The 14,530-nt window shown below is 37.6% G+C and carries 18 protein-coding genes; 13 read left to right on the top strand and 5 right to left on the bottom strand.

Features of this window, described 5'->3' with window-relative positions; genetic code table 11:
* The first annotated feature begins 41 nt into the window (after nucleotides 1-41).
* Nucleotides 42-359 (top strand): (2Fe-2S) ferredoxin domain-containing protein, encoded by a 318-nt coding sequence (locus tag CEF19_RS03775; protein ID WP_406565335.1) that lies wholly within the window; start codon nucleotides 42-44, stop codon nucleotides 357-359.
* A 343-nt stretch (nucleotides 360-702) separates the two neighbouring features.
* Here CEF19_RS03775 and CEF19_RS03770 read toward each other — a convergent pair whose 3' ends face one another.
* Nucleotides 703-1,377: a lytic transglycosylase domain-containing protein gene (locus tag CEF19_RS03770; protein WP_100404835.1), complete on the bottom strand. Its 675-nt coding sequence runs from the start codon at nucleotides 1,375-1,377 to the stop codon at nucleotides 703-705.
* Nucleotides 1,378-1,465: 88 nt separating this feature from the next.
* Nucleotides 1,466-2,053 carry a CYTH domain-containing protein gene (locus CEF19_RS03765; RefSeq protein ID WP_100404834.1) on the bottom strand — a complete coding sequence of 196 codons (588 nt, stop codon included), beginning with the start codon at nucleotides 2,051-2,053 and terminating at the stop codon, nucleotides 1,466-1,468.
* 182 nt (nucleotides 2,054-2,235) lie between these two features.
* Here CEF19_RS03765 and CEF19_RS03760 point away from each other — a divergent pair, with 182 nt between their 5' ends.
* From CEF19_RS03760 to CEF19_RS03745, 4 genes are read left to right on the top strand one after another with little or no spacing between them, the layout of a single operon-like run.
* The gene (locus CEF19_RS03760; protein WP_100404833.1) at nucleotides 2,236-2,616 is read left to right on the top strand and encodes a UPF0738 family protein; all 381 of its coding nucleotides are present in this window, start codon (nucleotides 2,236-2,238) and stop codon (nucleotides 2,614-2,616) included.
* Between the two features lie 31 nt (nucleotides 2,617-2,647).
* On the top strand, nucleotides 2,648-3,280 hold the full coding sequence (locus CEF19_RS03755; RefSeq protein WP_100404832.1) for a GTP diphosphokinase: 633 nt from the start codon (nucleotides 2,648-2,650) through the stop codon (nucleotides 3,278-3,280).
* Between the two features lie 19 nt (nucleotides 3,281-3,299).
* Nucleotides 3,300-4,097, top strand: a complete 798-nt coding sequence (locus tag CEF19_RS03750; protein ID WP_100404831.1) for an NAD kinase — start codon at nucleotides 3,300-3,302, stop codon at nucleotides 4,095-4,097.
* The gene (locus CEF19_RS03745; RefSeq protein WP_227521906.1) at nucleotides 4,090-5,001 is read left to right on the top strand and encodes an RluA family pseudouridine synthase; all 912 of its coding nucleotides are present in this window, start codon (nucleotides 4,090-4,092) and stop codon (nucleotides 4,999-5,001) included. The genes CEF19_RS03750 and CEF19_RS03745 overlap by 8 nt, the downstream gene beginning before the upstream one ends.
* Nucleotides 5,002-5,023: 22 nt before the next feature.
* On the opposite strand, the gene prpE is transcribed toward CEF19_RS03745, so the two are convergent.
* Nucleotides 5,024-5,764, bottom strand: coding sequence for a bis(5'-nucleosyl)-tetraphosphatase PrpE (gene prpE, locus CEF19_RS03740; protein WP_100404829.1), 741 nt, complete (start codon nucleotides 5,762-5,764; stop codon nucleotides 5,024-5,026).
* Nucleotides 5,765-5,932: 168 nt separating this feature from the next.
* Between prpE and CEF19_RS03735 the strand changes: the two genes are divergently transcribed.
* The 3 genes from CEF19_RS03735 (at nucleotide 5,933) to fabI (ending at nucleotide 9,153) form a co-directional block, all read left to right on the top strand.
* Nucleotides 5,933-7,993 (top strand): cation:proton antiporter, encoded by a 2,061-nt coding sequence (locus CEF19_RS03735; RefSeq protein ID WP_100404828.1) that lies wholly within the window; start codon nucleotides 5,933-5,935, stop codon nucleotides 7,991-7,993.
* A 119-nt stretch (nucleotides 7,994-8,112) separates the two neighbouring features.
* Nucleotides 8,113-8,256: a hypothetical protein gene (locus CEF19_RS23430; protein ID WP_198510235.1), complete on the top strand. Its 144-nt coding sequence runs from the start codon at nucleotides 8,113-8,115 to the stop codon at nucleotides 8,254-8,256.
* A 114-nt stretch (nucleotides 8,257-8,370) separates the two neighbouring features.
* On the top strand, nucleotides 8,371-9,153 hold the full coding sequence (gene fabI / locus CEF19_RS03730) for an enoyl-ACP reductase FabI (RefSeq protein WP_100404827.1): 783 nt from the start codon (nucleotides 8,371-8,373) through the stop codon (nucleotides 9,151-9,153).
* Between the two features lie 64 nt (nucleotides 9,154-9,217).
* Here fabI and CEF19_RS03725 read toward each other — a convergent pair whose 3' ends face one another.
* On the bottom strand, nucleotides 9,218-9,631 hold the full coding sequence (locus tag CEF19_RS03725; RefSeq protein WP_100404826.1) for a hypothetical protein: 414 nt from the start codon (nucleotides 9,629-9,631) through the stop codon (nucleotides 9,218-9,220).
* 1,242 nt (nucleotides 9,632-10,873) lie between these two features.
* On the opposite strand from CEF19_RS03725, the gene CEF19_RS03720 reads away from it, so the two are divergent.
* The 3 genes from CEF19_RS03720 (at nucleotide 10,874) to CEF19_RS03710 (ending at nucleotide 12,918) form a co-directional block, all read left to right on the top strand.
* Complete coding sequence (locus CEF19_RS03720) at nucleotides 10,874-11,554, top strand: BMQ_0737 family morphogenetic spore coat protein (protein ID WP_100404825.1); 681 nt, start codon at nucleotides 10,874-10,876, stop codon at nucleotides 11,552-11,554.
* A 102-nt stretch (nucleotides 11,555-11,656) separates the two neighbouring features.
* Nucleotides 11,657-12,283, top strand: coding sequence for a hypothetical protein (locus CEF19_RS03715; RefSeq protein ID WP_100404824.1), 627 nt, complete (start codon nucleotides 11,657-11,659; stop codon nucleotides 12,281-12,283).
* Nucleotides 12,284-12,312: 29 nt separating this feature from the next.
* Nucleotides 12,313-12,918, top strand: coding sequence for a hypothetical protein (locus CEF19_RS03710; RefSeq protein ID WP_100404823.1), 606 nt, complete (start codon nucleotides 12,313-12,315; stop codon nucleotides 12,916-12,918).
* Nucleotides 12,919-13,138: 220 nt separating this feature from the next.
* On the opposite strand, the gene CEF19_RS24190 is transcribed toward CEF19_RS03710, so the two are convergent.
* Nucleotides 13,139-13,297 carry a DUF2705 family protein gene (locus CEF19_RS24190; RefSeq protein ID WP_406565334.1) on the bottom strand — a complete coding sequence of 53 codons (159 nt, stop codon included), beginning with the start codon at nucleotides 13,295-13,297 and terminating at the stop codon, nucleotides 13,139-13,141.
* A 121-nt stretch (nucleotides 13,298-13,418) separates the two neighbouring features.
* On the opposite strand from CEF19_RS24190, the gene CEF19_RS03700 reads away from it, so the two are divergent.
* Both CEF19_RS03700 and CEF19_RS03695 read left to right on the top strand, forming a co-directional pair.
* Entirely contained in the window at nucleotides 13,419-13,766 is a 348-nt protein-coding gene (locus CEF19_RS03700) for a DUF1360 domain-containing protein (protein WP_100408196.1), read from the top strand.
* 29 nt (nucleotides 13,767-13,795) lie between these two features.
* Entirely contained in the window at nucleotides 13,796-14,530 is a 735-nt protein-coding gene (locus CEF19_RS03695; protein WP_100404821.1) for a sugar phosphate nucleotidyltransferase, read from the top strand.

Raw genomic sequence — 14,530 nt, 5'->3', positions numbered from 1 at the left:
GGACAAAACATCATGTACTAATTTGCAATGGGAGTACCTGTATGAAAAAGGGTGGAGAAGAGGTCACTCAAGCAATACGTAAAGTCATATCTCAGCACAATCTTGATGATATAATACATACTACAAGAACTCGTTGCAATGGTCGTTGCAAGGACGGTTGTGTTGTTATTGCTTATCCTAAAGGAACTTGGTTTAAAGAAATAAATGAAACGGATGCTCAATCGCTCGTGCTTAATCATATAATGAACGATCTTCCTTCTCCGAAAATGGTTTATAGCTATGATGAAACCTTTTGTTTGAATGAAGGGGAAAAGATTGGTGTCGACAAACGTGAGCCTCAAAAACAAAAAAAAAGCTAGTTTGTTAAATCTTGAAGGGGTGGTTGGATGCAGAAGACAACAACTCATTCGATTTGTCCCCCTTACTGCCCGGCCCTGTGCTCTGAGTGTTACGTTAGTAGATAGTAAGATAACTAGAGGGATAGACAGGTTAATCTAATCATCAAGAGGGAAGTGGATTATTCTGATTTAGAGGAAACTGGGAATTTAAGAGCCTTCTGACTTTGATGGTTGGGTTACATTCTTCTAGAATATGTGAGTATTTAAAGGAGCTGTTCCCATAGCAAGAGCAATGGCTGCGTTCGCTACATGAACAAAGGGGTTGTGTCATAAGGTTAAAATCGCCCTTATGACACAACCCCTTTTAGGCATTCATAAACGTATTATATACCTTTGGTACATAGTTTTGTGTTTCTTTAAACGGAGGAATTCCGCCGTAGCGGTCGACATTACCTGGACCAGCGTTATAGGCTGCTAAAGCAAGACGAACATCCCCGTCATACTTATCTAGCATTTGACGCAAATATTTTGCGCCGCCCTCAATGTTTTGTTGCGGGTCAAAAATATTTTGAACATTTAACCCTCTTGCGGTTGAAGGCATAAGTTGCATCAAGCCACCAGCTCCTGCAGGACTTTTAGCAGAGGGATTAAAGTTAGATTCATGCTTTATCACAGAATAAATTAATTTAGGGTCAAGGTTATACTTTTTAGAAGCTGCTTGAATAAATGGTTGAAATCGTGATTCACGGTCTGGTAAGGAGACACTTGATGTTGTTGAGGGCATCGTGGATTCGGCTACCATACCATCTGTTTTTAAAGAACTTTGTAATGATTCGAGACGCTGTTTCAATGAAGAATCAAGATATAAATCCATCTTTCGGCTTGGTTCGGATGTTGTTTCAAGTTGAAATCTATTCATTTGCTCCTGTAAAAAAGAAGAGAACATTTGTTGAAATATTGATGTTTGGTTGGATGGCGACGGTCTACTCTGTTGAAGATTTGTAAGGCCATTTATTTGTTGCAGGAAAGATAAGTCCATTCTGTCACCTCTTAGATTTCTTAATGCTACTATATCAAATAAGACAGATATCGACAATCGGTACATTTTCACACATTTACTCATTTTTTTATTTATTTTTTAGGGCTTTACGCTTAAAGAATCTTTGAACTTTATTTTCAGGATTCTGGCGAGTTAAATTGAATTGAATAAGCAGTGCCTCAATTGTTGATTCAGCGTGATGGAGGGATGTCCCTTCAAACTCTATTTCGTAATCAATTACATCTAAGTAAGAGCTTTTATCGAAGCAAAGCGAACCCGAATTGTAATCAATTTCAATTCGGGCAGTTGACAAGAATCCAAGATAAGTTAGCTTTGAAATGTCAATTTGCAGTGCTTCTAACTGTACGGATACAGGTCCATAAGGAAACACGCCATGACCAAGCGCTTGGGCCATCTCGTCCTTGGTTAACTCTTGGTGTGTTTCCAATAATCCTTCCTCTTGGTGGGGCTGTTTAAGTGTTAATGTATACATTTGTGATTTTTCACGAATTCTTAACGCGGCATGCTTCGATTTCAATGAGAAATCATCTGTTTCAAAATAATGATTATGCTGCACAATCGCGTCCTGATCTGTGAGATTGAAGGCTGAGAGAATTTCTTTAAACGCCTCTTCTGATAGTAAGGTTTTTACCTCAATTTCAATTTCTTGTGTCAAAGTATCACGCCCTTTTAAAACGTATTTGTATTCATTATGACATAGTGACATAAGCGCCTCAATGGAGGAGACAAACTTATTTGGATAACTGCGCTTCACGCCTTAAAGGTGGGGTTTCTCGCCTTTAGAGGCGAAAGTATGGTAAAATATATAGAGAATATCGTGTTGAAGGACGGAGGGACATGTTGAAAAAATTACATGTAACATTAATAGAAAAGCAAAATGAAGGGTACATGGTTAAGACTGAAGAAACACTTGTTAGCGAACAAGCTAAAGCATTAAAAGCTGGAGAACGAATGCTTGTTGATTCGGAAGGGTTAGCCTTTATTTACATACTTGAAGATCATAGTGAATTTATTTACTTAACGTTTCCAATAGAAACATGGTCCACCTTACACCAAGCACATCAAGAAAGAATCAAAATGGCTTTTTTGCTTAGAGATGAAAGTACGATTGAATTAACAGGCATTTATCAAGAGCTTGATTTTCTTCTAGAAAATATTGATGGCAATGGCAACTATGGAGAAGCTATGGAGGCAGCTGTTAAAGAAATATTTTCATAATTTTAAGCGGAAAAATACGGATGGTGGTTAGATGAGCAATTGGGACGTCTTTCTAACGCCTTACAAGCAGGCGGTTGAAGAGTTGAAAGTTAAACTTAAAGGGGTACGAGAGCAATATCAGAAATCATCGTTACATACTCCAATTGAGTTTGTAACGGGTCGTGTCAAACCAGTTTCGAGCATTTTAGATAAAGCGAAACGGAAAAATATACCTATTGATCGGCTAGGGGAAGAGATGCAGGACTTGGCTGGACTTAGAATTGTAACGCAGTTTGTCGAAGATATTGAAACTGTGGTTGAGTTAATTCGTACAAGAAGAGATTTCGAAATAATTGAAGAGCGCGATTATATTAATGAAAAAAAACCGAGTGGCTATCGTTCCTATCATCTTGTACTTCGATACCCCGTCCAAACCATTGAAGGAGAGAGAAAAATTTTAGTCGAGCTTCAGGTGCGGACGTTAGCGATGAACTTTTGGTCAACAATTGAGCATTCTCTAAACTATAAATATAGTGGTGAAATTCCTGAAGAGATTAAGAATCGTCTGCTCCGTGCTGCAGAGGCTGCATTTCAACTAGATGAAGAAGTTTCGATTATTCGTGATGAAGTTCGTGAAGCCCAATCAATTATTATTCGCGAACAAGAGCAGGGTCGTAAGCTTTAATGAAGGAAGGAATGGGTACATGAAATTCACAGTGAAATCTCGTGGTGATGATTTTTCCAATACATTGCAACAACGTATCTTACAATATCTGTTGGATTTTGGGCTAAGCCATGATGAAAAAGAACCTGAAATGGTCATTACCGTTGGTGGAGATGGGACCTTTTTGCAAGCTTTTCATGAATATTGTAACCGATTAGAGGATACGGCCTTCGTGGGCATCCATACAGGGCACCTCGGTTTTTATGCGGATTGGGTCCCAGACGAGGTCGAGAAACTTGTGATACATATTGCAAAAACTCCGTATCAAATTGTTGAGTATCCACTGCTAGAGGTCGTGATTCGAACTAATAACGAAGAGATTCCACCCGAACGACACCTAGCTTTAAATGAGTGTACGATAAAGAGTTTAGATGGTTCATTAGTAAGCAATGTAGAAATTAAAGGAGATACATTTGAAGTGTTTCGTGGAGATGGCTTGTGCATTTCGACACCTTCTGGAAGTACGGCGTATAATAAAGCGCTTGGTGGGGCGATACTTCATCCATCGCTTGCTTCCATTCAAATAGCTGAAATGGCTTCGATTAACAATCGAGTTTATCGTACTGTGGGCTCTCCTCTTGTCTTACCTCAACATCATACTTGCCTTCTAAAACCGATGAATGATAAGGAAGTTCAGGTGACAATTGATCACTTTACACTTAGTCACTCTCGCGTGAAGTCTATTCAATGTCGCGTCGCCGAAGAGAAAATCCGCTTTGCCAGATTTAGACCTTTTCCTTTTTGGAAACGAGTCAAGGAGTCTTTTATTGGTGGCTAATTATGTATCTCTCCAATGGGAAATAAAAAAAGACAATCAAGGACAACTATTACGAAGCTTTTTGAGAGAGGAACAGAAAATCTCAAAGAAGGCATTAGCAGAGATTAAATTTAGTGATGGGAAAATTATGGTTAATAATCTGGAAGCAACGGTACGAACCGTGCTAAAAACAGGTGATATTGTCCGAATTCAATTACCACCTGAAGTACCAAGTGGTTCGATTGCCCCAGAACAAATAGACCTTCTAATCGAATTCGAAGATGAACATCTAATGGTTATTCACAAGCCTGCGAATATGGCTACCATTCCTTCACGAGAACACCGTACGGGAACATTGGCAAATGCGGTAATAGGTTATTATCTAAACAAGGGGATCCCTGCGACTTTTCACGCGGTAAACCGTCTTGATAAAGACACATCCGGTTTGCTCGTAATTGCGAAACATCGCTTGGCTCATGACCGTTTGTCAAAACTTCAGCAGCAAGGAAGGCTTCACCGTTATTATACGGCTATTGTTGAGGGTGAATTAACAAAAGGTGGAACGATTATCGCTCCAATCGGTCGAAAGAGAGATAGCATCATCGAACGAGAAGTTAGGATGGATGGGAAGCATGCCATTACTCACTTTGATATAAAGAAACACACCAAAGAGTGGACCCTTGTCAAAATTAAACTAGAGACAGGAAGAACACATCAAATTCGTGTCCATTTTGCGTATCTTGGGTATCCACTTTGTGGGGATGAGTTATATGGAGGACGACGTGATAAAATAGCACGGCAGGCGTTACATTGTCATCAAGTTGACTTTATTCATCCTTTCTCAGGGAAAGCTTTCTCTCTCCGAACGGAATTACCGACAGATTTCAAGACTACCATGAGCATGGCGAGTCAGGGCGATGTCTGACCTCTCATGGTACTCCTCGGTTTTACGATGGAAAACTCCGAAACTTTTCTTCGACGAATGGCATGGAGGAAGGAACAGAAATCGTTTTGATTTCAGGATAACGCAGTGCAGTTAAATGCCCACCAAACACGCAGCCGGTATCAATGTTTACGGTATTGTTAATAAAACGTGCTGCCTTTACAGGAGTATGGCCATACACAACCCAAGTGTCACCTTGATAATGTTGTGCCCAGTCTCTCCTAACTGGTGTTCCATCCGAGTTGGTTTCTCCACTAATATCCCCATATAGAACAAACGTCTTGATTCGCTTATTGACTTTTCCGATGTCTTGTTCACGGATACCTGCGTGGGCGACAACTAGTTTTCCCTCGTCAAGATTATGATACAGTGGCGAGGCGTTCACAAGATTTACAAAGGCTGCCTTTACTTTTTTATAGGAGCGATTGTCAAGGGCGTTTAGTTCTGCAACGGTGGTTTCTAATCCATGCTTTTGTTGTACATTTCGGCCCTGAAAATATCGATACAATTTATCACAATGGTTACCAGGAACATAATACGCTAAGTCAGTCTTTACAAGCTCAGAAACTAGGTCAATAACTGCTAAGGATTTAGGGCCACGATCAGTCAAATCTCCAACAAAAGTGAGTTTCCTTCCTTCATGATGAAAGTAGAGTTCACCTTTTCTTTCATAACCGAGTTTATAAAGAAGTAACAATAATTCATCATAACAACCATGTATATCACCAATACAATCAATTTTCATCATATTCACCCTTATTTCTACATATTATCCATTGGAGAAATGATATGGACAGAGACTGAACTATTTTATACATTTTTTTAGTGTAAGGGGATACAACCCTTTTTTCAATTGACATGAGGGAAGTTAGTTTTTTAAGATGAAAAAAACTAATTAATAAGGAGTGGTAGCTTGCTACAACAACCAGTGACAAACCCAGTACTGATTTTTGCAATTGCTATGATTATCTTTTTAATTGCTCCTCTCATTATGGCGAGACTACGTATTCCAGGTATTATTGGTCTTATTTTTGCTGGGGTTATAGTTGGTCCAAATGGTTTAGGCGTTCTAGAGAGAGATCAAACCATTATATTACTAGGTACAGTAGGTTTGCTTTACATTATTTTTATAGCTGGTCTTGAAATTGACCTCGACGGGTTTAAAAAGTACCGCAAACGCAGTCTCACGTTTGGTAGTCTTTCCTTTACGATTCCATTTATTCTAGGGGTTCTTGCCACTTTTTTACTCGGGTACTCAACAGCAGCAGCAATTTTACTCGGCTCCTTACTCGGCTCCCATACTTTACTTGCTTATCCTATTGCCAGTCGCTTAGGTATAGCCAAGAATAAGGCTGTTACTACGGCAGTTGGTGGGACAATTATGACAGATACATTAGCCCTTCTTGTCCTTGCTGTTGTAGCAGGTGCTGTTCAAGGTGAGTTGACGATGAATTTTTGGTTGACATTGGTCATCTCTTTAGCAATCTATGTTTCTGCTGTGTTAATTCTAGTCCCAATTCTAGCGAGGTTCTTCTTTAGAATTCTTGGTAGTGAGGGTGCATTAGAATTTATCTTTGTGATGACGGTATTATTTGTTTCAGCGTATTTTGCAACAATTGCTGGGCTTGAACCAATAATAGGAGCGTTTCTCGCAGGGCTTGCTTTAAATCGATTTATTTCTGAGCAAAGCACGCTGATGAATCGGATAAAATTTGTCGGAAATGCGCTATTCATTCCTTTTTTCTTATTGTCTGTTGGTATGTTAATGGATTTAAGAATTTTATTTTCTGACCCTTCAGCATGGGTTATAGCAGCGATGGTAGTGATATTAGTCATTTTAGGTAAATATTTAGCTGCCTATATTAGTGGAAAGTTTTTTCATTATTCATCAGAAGAAATAAACTTAATATTCGGTTTATCAATACCTCAAGCTGCAGCCACGCTCGCAGCTACACTAGTCGGGTTTGACTTAGGTCTGTTTGATCAAGCGACGGTTAATGCTGTCATTGTGATGATATTAGTGACATGTATGATTGGGCCTTACATGGTTGAGGCCTATTCAAAAAAAATTGCACTGAAAGAAGAGCAGACACCTTATGAGCCATCACTTGCACCTGAACGAGTTATGGTTCCGTTGGCGAATCCGCAAACAGTTGAATCGCTGCTTGATTTAGCGTTTATTGTGCGTGGGAACTCCCCAGAACCGTTATATGCTCTAACGATTGCCCAAAGAGGTTTAGAGGATTCATCAGCACGAATTGTTCAAGCCGAAAAAATCTTAAGTCAGGCGGTTGAGTATGCTGCGGGAGCAGAGGTTCCAATTCAAAAAGTAACGAGGGCGGTCCCTAATATTACATCAGGTATGAAGCGGGCCATGGAAGACTCGCGAATTACGACAGCTGTTATTGGTTGGAATGGTAAACTGTCAACACCACAGCGAATTTTTGGGAGCATTCTTGACCAATTGTTAGAACGAACGACTCAAATGGTCCTCGTTTCAAAATTGGGTCATCCCTTAAATACAACAAAACGACTAGTTGTTGTCATACCAGCAGGTTTTGATCATAAATCGGGTTTATACGATGCGGTAAAACTCTCTAAACAACTAGCTTCACAGCTAGGAGCGTCATTGAAGTGTTATATCATTAAAGATGAACCGAAAAACTATAAGCGAGCCTATAAGACCGTTAAACCCGATGTTACACTGGAGTTTTACAGATTAGAATCGTGGAATGATTTTCACGGAAAGCATATGGCATCCCTTCGCAAGGAGGACTTAGTTGTCGTTTTAAGCGCTAGAAGAGGAACCATAGCTTGGCATCCACAACTTGAGCGATTGCCACGGGTTTTAGCAGATTCAATACCTGAGAGCTTTATCATGGTTTATCCTCCGGAGAATGTTCAAGTTGATTTGCGGGGTTCAAGAGGAACGGATGTACCACGAACAGTGCTTACTAGAAAATCCTATGAATAATAAGTAAGAAAAGAGTCGAGGACTGAATAGGTCTTCGGCTTTTTGGAAGAATGAGTAAGAATACTTTTTTAAAGTAATGCAGGTGGAGGCAATGATTTTAAACAAATGGAGGACGATTTATGGATCCGCAAATTGTATGCCCAGTGTGCTTTAATCAACAACCAATTTCAGACAGGCTAACAGCACAATCAAATCAAAATGTCATCTTCACATGTCCCAATTGTCATTACGAGAAACGGAATATCCCAACAAAGAAGGGATAGATGCTTAAGATGTTGAAAGGTAGTAGAGTCAGATAATAATCTGTGCATGAAAAGTGAGATATGCTATAATAATTAGTACTTGGTACTAATAACTACTCATATGGAGGAGAAATCATGATTCAACTATCTTTGCAAGAACGTACATATGTTGTAATGGGAGTGGCGAATAAGCGAAGTATCGCATGGGGAATCGCTCAATCCTTGGCAAATGCCGGAGCTCGTCTTATTTTTACATTTGCTGGCGAACGCCTTGAAAGAAATGTCCGTGAATTAATGGAAACATTAGAGCGAAAGGATCATTTAATTTTACCTTGTGATGTAACAAGTGATGAAGAAATTGACAAAACTTTTGCCTCGATTAAAGAGCAAGTGGGAGTAATTCATGGTATCGCACACTGTATTGCCTTTGCAAAAAAAGAAGAGTTAGATGGAGAATATTTAAATACAACAAGAGAAGGCTTTTTACTTGCACAAAATATTAGTGCATATTCATTAACCGCAGTTGCAAAAGCTGCACGTCCCCTTTTGACTGAAGGTGGCAGCATTGTTACATTAACGTATCTTGGTGGAGAAAAAGTTATCCGAAACTACAATGTAATGGGTGTGGCTAAAGCTTCTCTTGATGCGAGCGTCAAGTACCTTGCAAATGATTTAGGTAAGGAGAACATCCGTGTTAATGCTATTTCCGCTGGTCCTATTCGTACATTGGCAGCCAAGGGGATTGGCGGCTTTAATGATGTTCTTAAAGAAATTGAAGAGCGTGCACCCCTTCGTCGTATTACGACGCAGGAAGAAGTTGGGGATACAGCATTATTCTTAATGAGTGACTTATCTCGTGGAATGACAGGTGAGTTCTTGCACGTTGATAGTGGCTATAATATTTTGTCAATGTCTTAATTTTTGAAAACAACCTCCTTAACAAACTTGTTAAGGAGGTTGTTTTCATTTATTTCAATGATAATTAACGAGGAGGCTGTTGTGGTCCTCCGAGACTTGTTCCTACTTGACCAAAGATCCAAGGCCAGAAGCCACCGCCACCGCCAGGGTACCCTGGGTATCCTGGATATCCTGGATATCCAGGGTAATAAGGTGGTCTAGGTCTAGGTCTAGGTCGAGGGGTTTCTGGTCTTGGTGGAATTGGACCATAGTAAGGTGCAATTCCGACTAAGTCAGAGTGGTGTACTTGAATGTACTGAGGTTGTTGAGAATATCTTGTATACATAAATAAGGATACCATCCCTGTTCGGTGGTTATAGTCGCTAACATACGCCACCACTTGACCATAACTAGCAATCGAAGTTGTAATCCATTGGCCAATGTATTGGGTAATTACCGTTGGGGGAATGAATTGGACTGACGGTTGTTGACCATACATATGAAATGTGCCTCCTTTTTTATCAATCTCCTATAAGTTATGGTCAAATGCGTACTTAGGTGAATGTCCAAGGGAATAATTTATTGTAAAGAGTGTTCAAAAAGATGCTGCAGTGGCTTCATTCATTGCTTCGAGGCAATTCAGAAAGGGAATAAAAGCCTTTTTATACGGAAATTACTGACTTATAAAAGAATTAGGTTGTGATAGCAATTAATTAAACATCATGCGAGTAGAATAAAAAGGAAGGACATATCTCCCTTGATGCGTAGCCTTCAAAAAAGAAGAAACTCTCGTGAGGACAGACCCTAAGCGGTTGAAAATCGCTTAGGGTCTGTCCTCACGAGGGGGTAAGGTGGGAATGCTGTGGAAAGCGAGATTTGTGTTTTCCTAAAAACCTTTTTAATTTTAGTCAGGGTCTCCCTCTCCTCTTACTCCATTCGAAGTATCTAGTTTTCGTTACCCTAGGTTTTTGACAAAGACATGGAAATTTTGAACAGCATTTTATAGTAGAGGGAACAGTAGGTCGACATTGTTCTGCTTCAAGAAGTCTGTTTCAGCTCAATTAAAATTGTTTTTTCGTGATTTAGTAATTTAATTGTTTAAAACTGTTTTCTGGGAGAGCCATTTTCGTTTTTCTTTCTATAATATAAGACCTTCGAATTTTACGGGAACCGTAGCTAAATTTCATTGTCAATAGAATATGTTGAATTTAGTGTCGTCATTTAAAATTCAACTGCTTTTAAACCTTACCAAAAAACACGTTATCACCTTTGGGTAATGACGTGTTTTTTGATTAATCGAGACCTTAGTCAGCAGCTATGGTCTAGGCTATACAAAAATGGGGAAAACTATCTCTTTTTAGAAAACTACTGAGTTCCATTATAAAGGAAATAGACATTTTAGCGACAAACATTGTGCCAGCAAAATCAAAAGGATGGCGATACCTCCGATGATGCTCAAAAGAAGAAAACTCTCCTCTAATCGTCGATGCAATCAGTTTTTATCCACGGTGGTGTTTGGATAAGTTTTGAACAGCTTCTATAAAAAAAGAAGTTCTTTTGATAGATGGTTAAAAAAAATGATCCGTAGCCTACGTTGCCGTTTGAAGTAATTAAAACTAATCCTGTACCCAAACACAATAGGCAAATTGGGCACCTAAACCTGCACAGATAACTATAAATTACATAATATGAAATTGTATCTTTGGATATAAACTAATAAAATTTGAAAGGAATGAATAGTATGTCTGAATTTGAAAGATTGTGTATTAGAGTAGATAAAGTATACGACTGGATTACGCATCAAGCAGAAAAAGAATTTAATTTCTCTCCAGACGATATAGAATTTTTTGAAGACTTTATGACACCGTTAGATCCGGTTAACCCTTGTGAATTTTTTGGTCCCGCAACAGATATTACAGTACATTGTGAATTGGTTGGAGACATTTTTTGTGAAGAAACGGGCGACCGTCAAGATGTCTTTGTTGAAGAATTTGATACAGTTTTACAATTGGTAAAAATCATTAAAAATGGGGAATTTAGAATCCTCCTAAGCGATAACAATAATAATAACGTATTAAGCTCAGAACCAATTCCATTTTTCAAAGTTGAAAAGTTTTTGCTTTGTGCACCAGAAGGAACAGATGTCATCTGCCATGTTTATGACTTTGACTGTGATGGTTCGATTGTATGTAATGGTGATGGAACGGATTTCTCCCTTGAAGTAATACTTCTAGTTTGTCAATCTATTCAAGTAGAAACAGAAGTAAAGGTTGAGCTTGAAGGTAAAATTTGTAAGCCGAGACCTGAAATCATTTTACCGATTTCGCCAATTAAAGAATGTCCAGAAATCGCTTTTCCACCACAATGTCCGAATGTATTTCCTCAAGTAAAACATCAAAAAACAAAACAATTAAAACACTAATACGTACACTTTATAAAAGAGGGTTCATCCCCTCTTTTTTTATACTTAAATTCTATAACGGTGCATAAAAATAATAATGAAAGGAAAAAGGAGGTGTAGCATTTGTATCAAAATCGCCTAGATCATTCAACGAATAAGGATTTAATTATTCAATTAAAACAAAAAGTTATTCATTATAAATCTGAAGTAGCACGTTATAAAAACGTCGTAAATGATTATGAAAAAATAATCGCTAAAAAAGAGACTCCAGTTAGTAAACCAAAAGAAATGTTAATCGAAAGCACTGCTCATTTTAATTATTCCGTTCTGCTTCCAGATTTAGATGAAGAAGAGTTGTTGGTTTTTGGAAATTTCATCATTCGAAATACGGGGACGGAAACATTACATCATCCATTAATTTGTATTAGAGTTAGACCAATATCATACGTTCGATTTGGTGGGAAAATTAAAATAAGAGAAACCAAAAAAGATGCTTTATACTCAACTTCAGAAGAATGGCGATTTGTTCACGAGAATTGGAAATCGATTGTGAAGGATAATGGTGAATATTGGTTACAACCGAATCATTGTGAGCAACTTAATCCAGGAGAAACTCTGAACTTTTCAAATTTTGATATTAGAATCGACAGAGGGATTACAAAAGAGAATGCGAGAATAGAAGGCTTTGCATATTTTGAAGAATTAAGTACTGGTATTAAGTCGTTGAATAGCATTTCCTTTAGCGTGTAATAATGACGACAGTAAAGGGGAGGATTTTGATGCTAAAGAAAACATCCATGATAAATGTTAGTGATGATTCCGCAACGATTCAATTAAAGCAACAGCTTATACATGTTAAGTCAGAATTAACACGATATCAACAGATTGTAAAGAAATACAAAGAGAACTATCATTACGGTCTTATTGATGCACTCGAAACAAAGAATGAAGAGTTACAAGATGAGGTTGAAAAGCAAGCAGAAGAGTTAAAGAAGCAGCGTGTTGATGCCGAATTAAAGTCTATGGCGTTGTTGAAGTTAAAGAGAGATTACAAGGAGAACCAGGCGGAAAAGGACAGATTAGCAATAAATATAGATTCACTTAATATAAGAAATAATGAATTAAGTACTGAGTTAACACGAGAAAAAGCAGAAAAAGAAGCATTAATCCAAAAGCAAAAAGAACTTGAACTAGAACTAGTAGTAGCTATTGAATTGATGGAAGGGGCTGAGAATTCTAAGCTTCAATTAGAAGAGAAAATAATAGAGATGCAAAATAGAGTAGCTAAAGTCGAAAAAAGGTCAACTGAGAATGCCCAAAAAGATAATCATTCATGGTTTTTTCAGAATTTACAAAGTCAAAAAAAGTCAGAAGAGGATAAGTAATATGAAATAATTCGATTGGAAATTGTCGTTAAGTTGGATATTTACTAGGAAGAACCCAGGCATTTACAGTTATTCATCATACTATGCAGTATATAACTGTAAAAAATGGGGGGAGAAATAAATATGAATGAAAAGACAATCAGAAGTAAGCAAAGTTTTTCGGATAGGAAGGGAATCCTGTTATCAAAATCACCGGTGTTCTTGCCAACTTCACATGCACCTAGTAAAAAGTCAAAGAATAGTTGTGGGTGTGGCAAAAGGCTACGGACAAAATAAAGTATACACAGCAATTAATTTGTCGGATGTGTTTTGTAAAATAAAGATGAAGAAAGAAAAAGGACAAATAAGTGAAATAAATGCCATTTCTTAGGAATGGCATTATTTTTTGAGATTAATTAGGTAATCAAAAAAAACTATAAGAAAATAAGGTTACAGAATATAGACGGGAATCATAAAGTATTATATGGTACATCGATTAAAAGGTGGTAATTGTCTTGAACATTCAAATATTTGACTTCTTTTTACTAGTATTAGCTAGTTTTCGTTTAACCCGATTATTCATGTACGATACAATAACTGAATTTATACGACGACCTTTTCATTCGATTGTTGAAGAAACGTTAGCTGATGGAACAACAGAATCTTTTTTACAGATTAAGGGATCAGGTTTAAGGTATTGGATTGGTCAACTATTAAGTTGTTATTGGTGTTTCGGAATATGGTGTACAGCTTTTTTGTTTTTAGGTTACCTATGGCTATCAAATTTTTTTATGCCAATCATTATTATACTAGCTATTGCAGGAAGTGCTTCAATTATAGAAGCTGTAGTGGAACATATTTTAAATTAATATGTGCTCATTTTTTAGGAGGGGAAACGATGAAAGGAGTTATTCTTGCAGGTGGAAGAGGAACAAGACTTAGACCTATCACAGAAATCATCAACAAACATCTGTTACCTGTAGGTTCATACCCGATGATATATTGGTCTATTTTTAAGTTAAAAGAGGCAGGAATTTCCGATATTCTCATTCTTACAAATAAGGAACATTTAAGCTCCTTTATTCAATTGCTCAGAAATGGTGAGCCGTTTGAAGTGAATATAAACTATAAAATTCAAGATGGCTCTGCTGGAATCGCGGATGCATTATCATATGCAAAATCTTTTGTAAAAGATGACAAATTTATTGTCCTTCTTGGTGATAATGTATTTGAAGATTCATTAATATCTTATATTGAGGCCTATCAAAAACAATCAAAAGGAGCGCGAGTATTACTTAAAGAAGTAAACGAAACGGAGTGTTATGGGATTGCAGTATTAAACGAAGACCAAAAAAAAATATCTACCATTGTTGAAAAACCTAAAGAATGGATTTCACCTTACTGTGTGACGGGCATTTATATGTATGATAAACAAGTTTTTAAAATCATAGATAAAATTAAACCTTCCGAACGTGGAGAGTTAGAAATTACCGATGTAAACAATCAGTATGCTCAATTAAATGCATTGTATTTTGATGTTCTTGATGGTTGGTGGATTGATGCAGGAACATATGAATCACTTTATAAAGCTAGTTCTCACATTAATTACAAGTTAAAGAATGATATGAATTAG

The sequence above is a fragment of the Bacillus solitudinis genome, from assembly GCF_002797395.1.
Classification (GTDB): Bacteria; Bacillota; Bacilli; order Bacillales; family Bacillaceae_D; genus Halalkalibacter_A; species Halalkalibacter_A solitudinis.
This window is presented reverse-complemented; position numbering and strand designations above follow the sequence as displayed.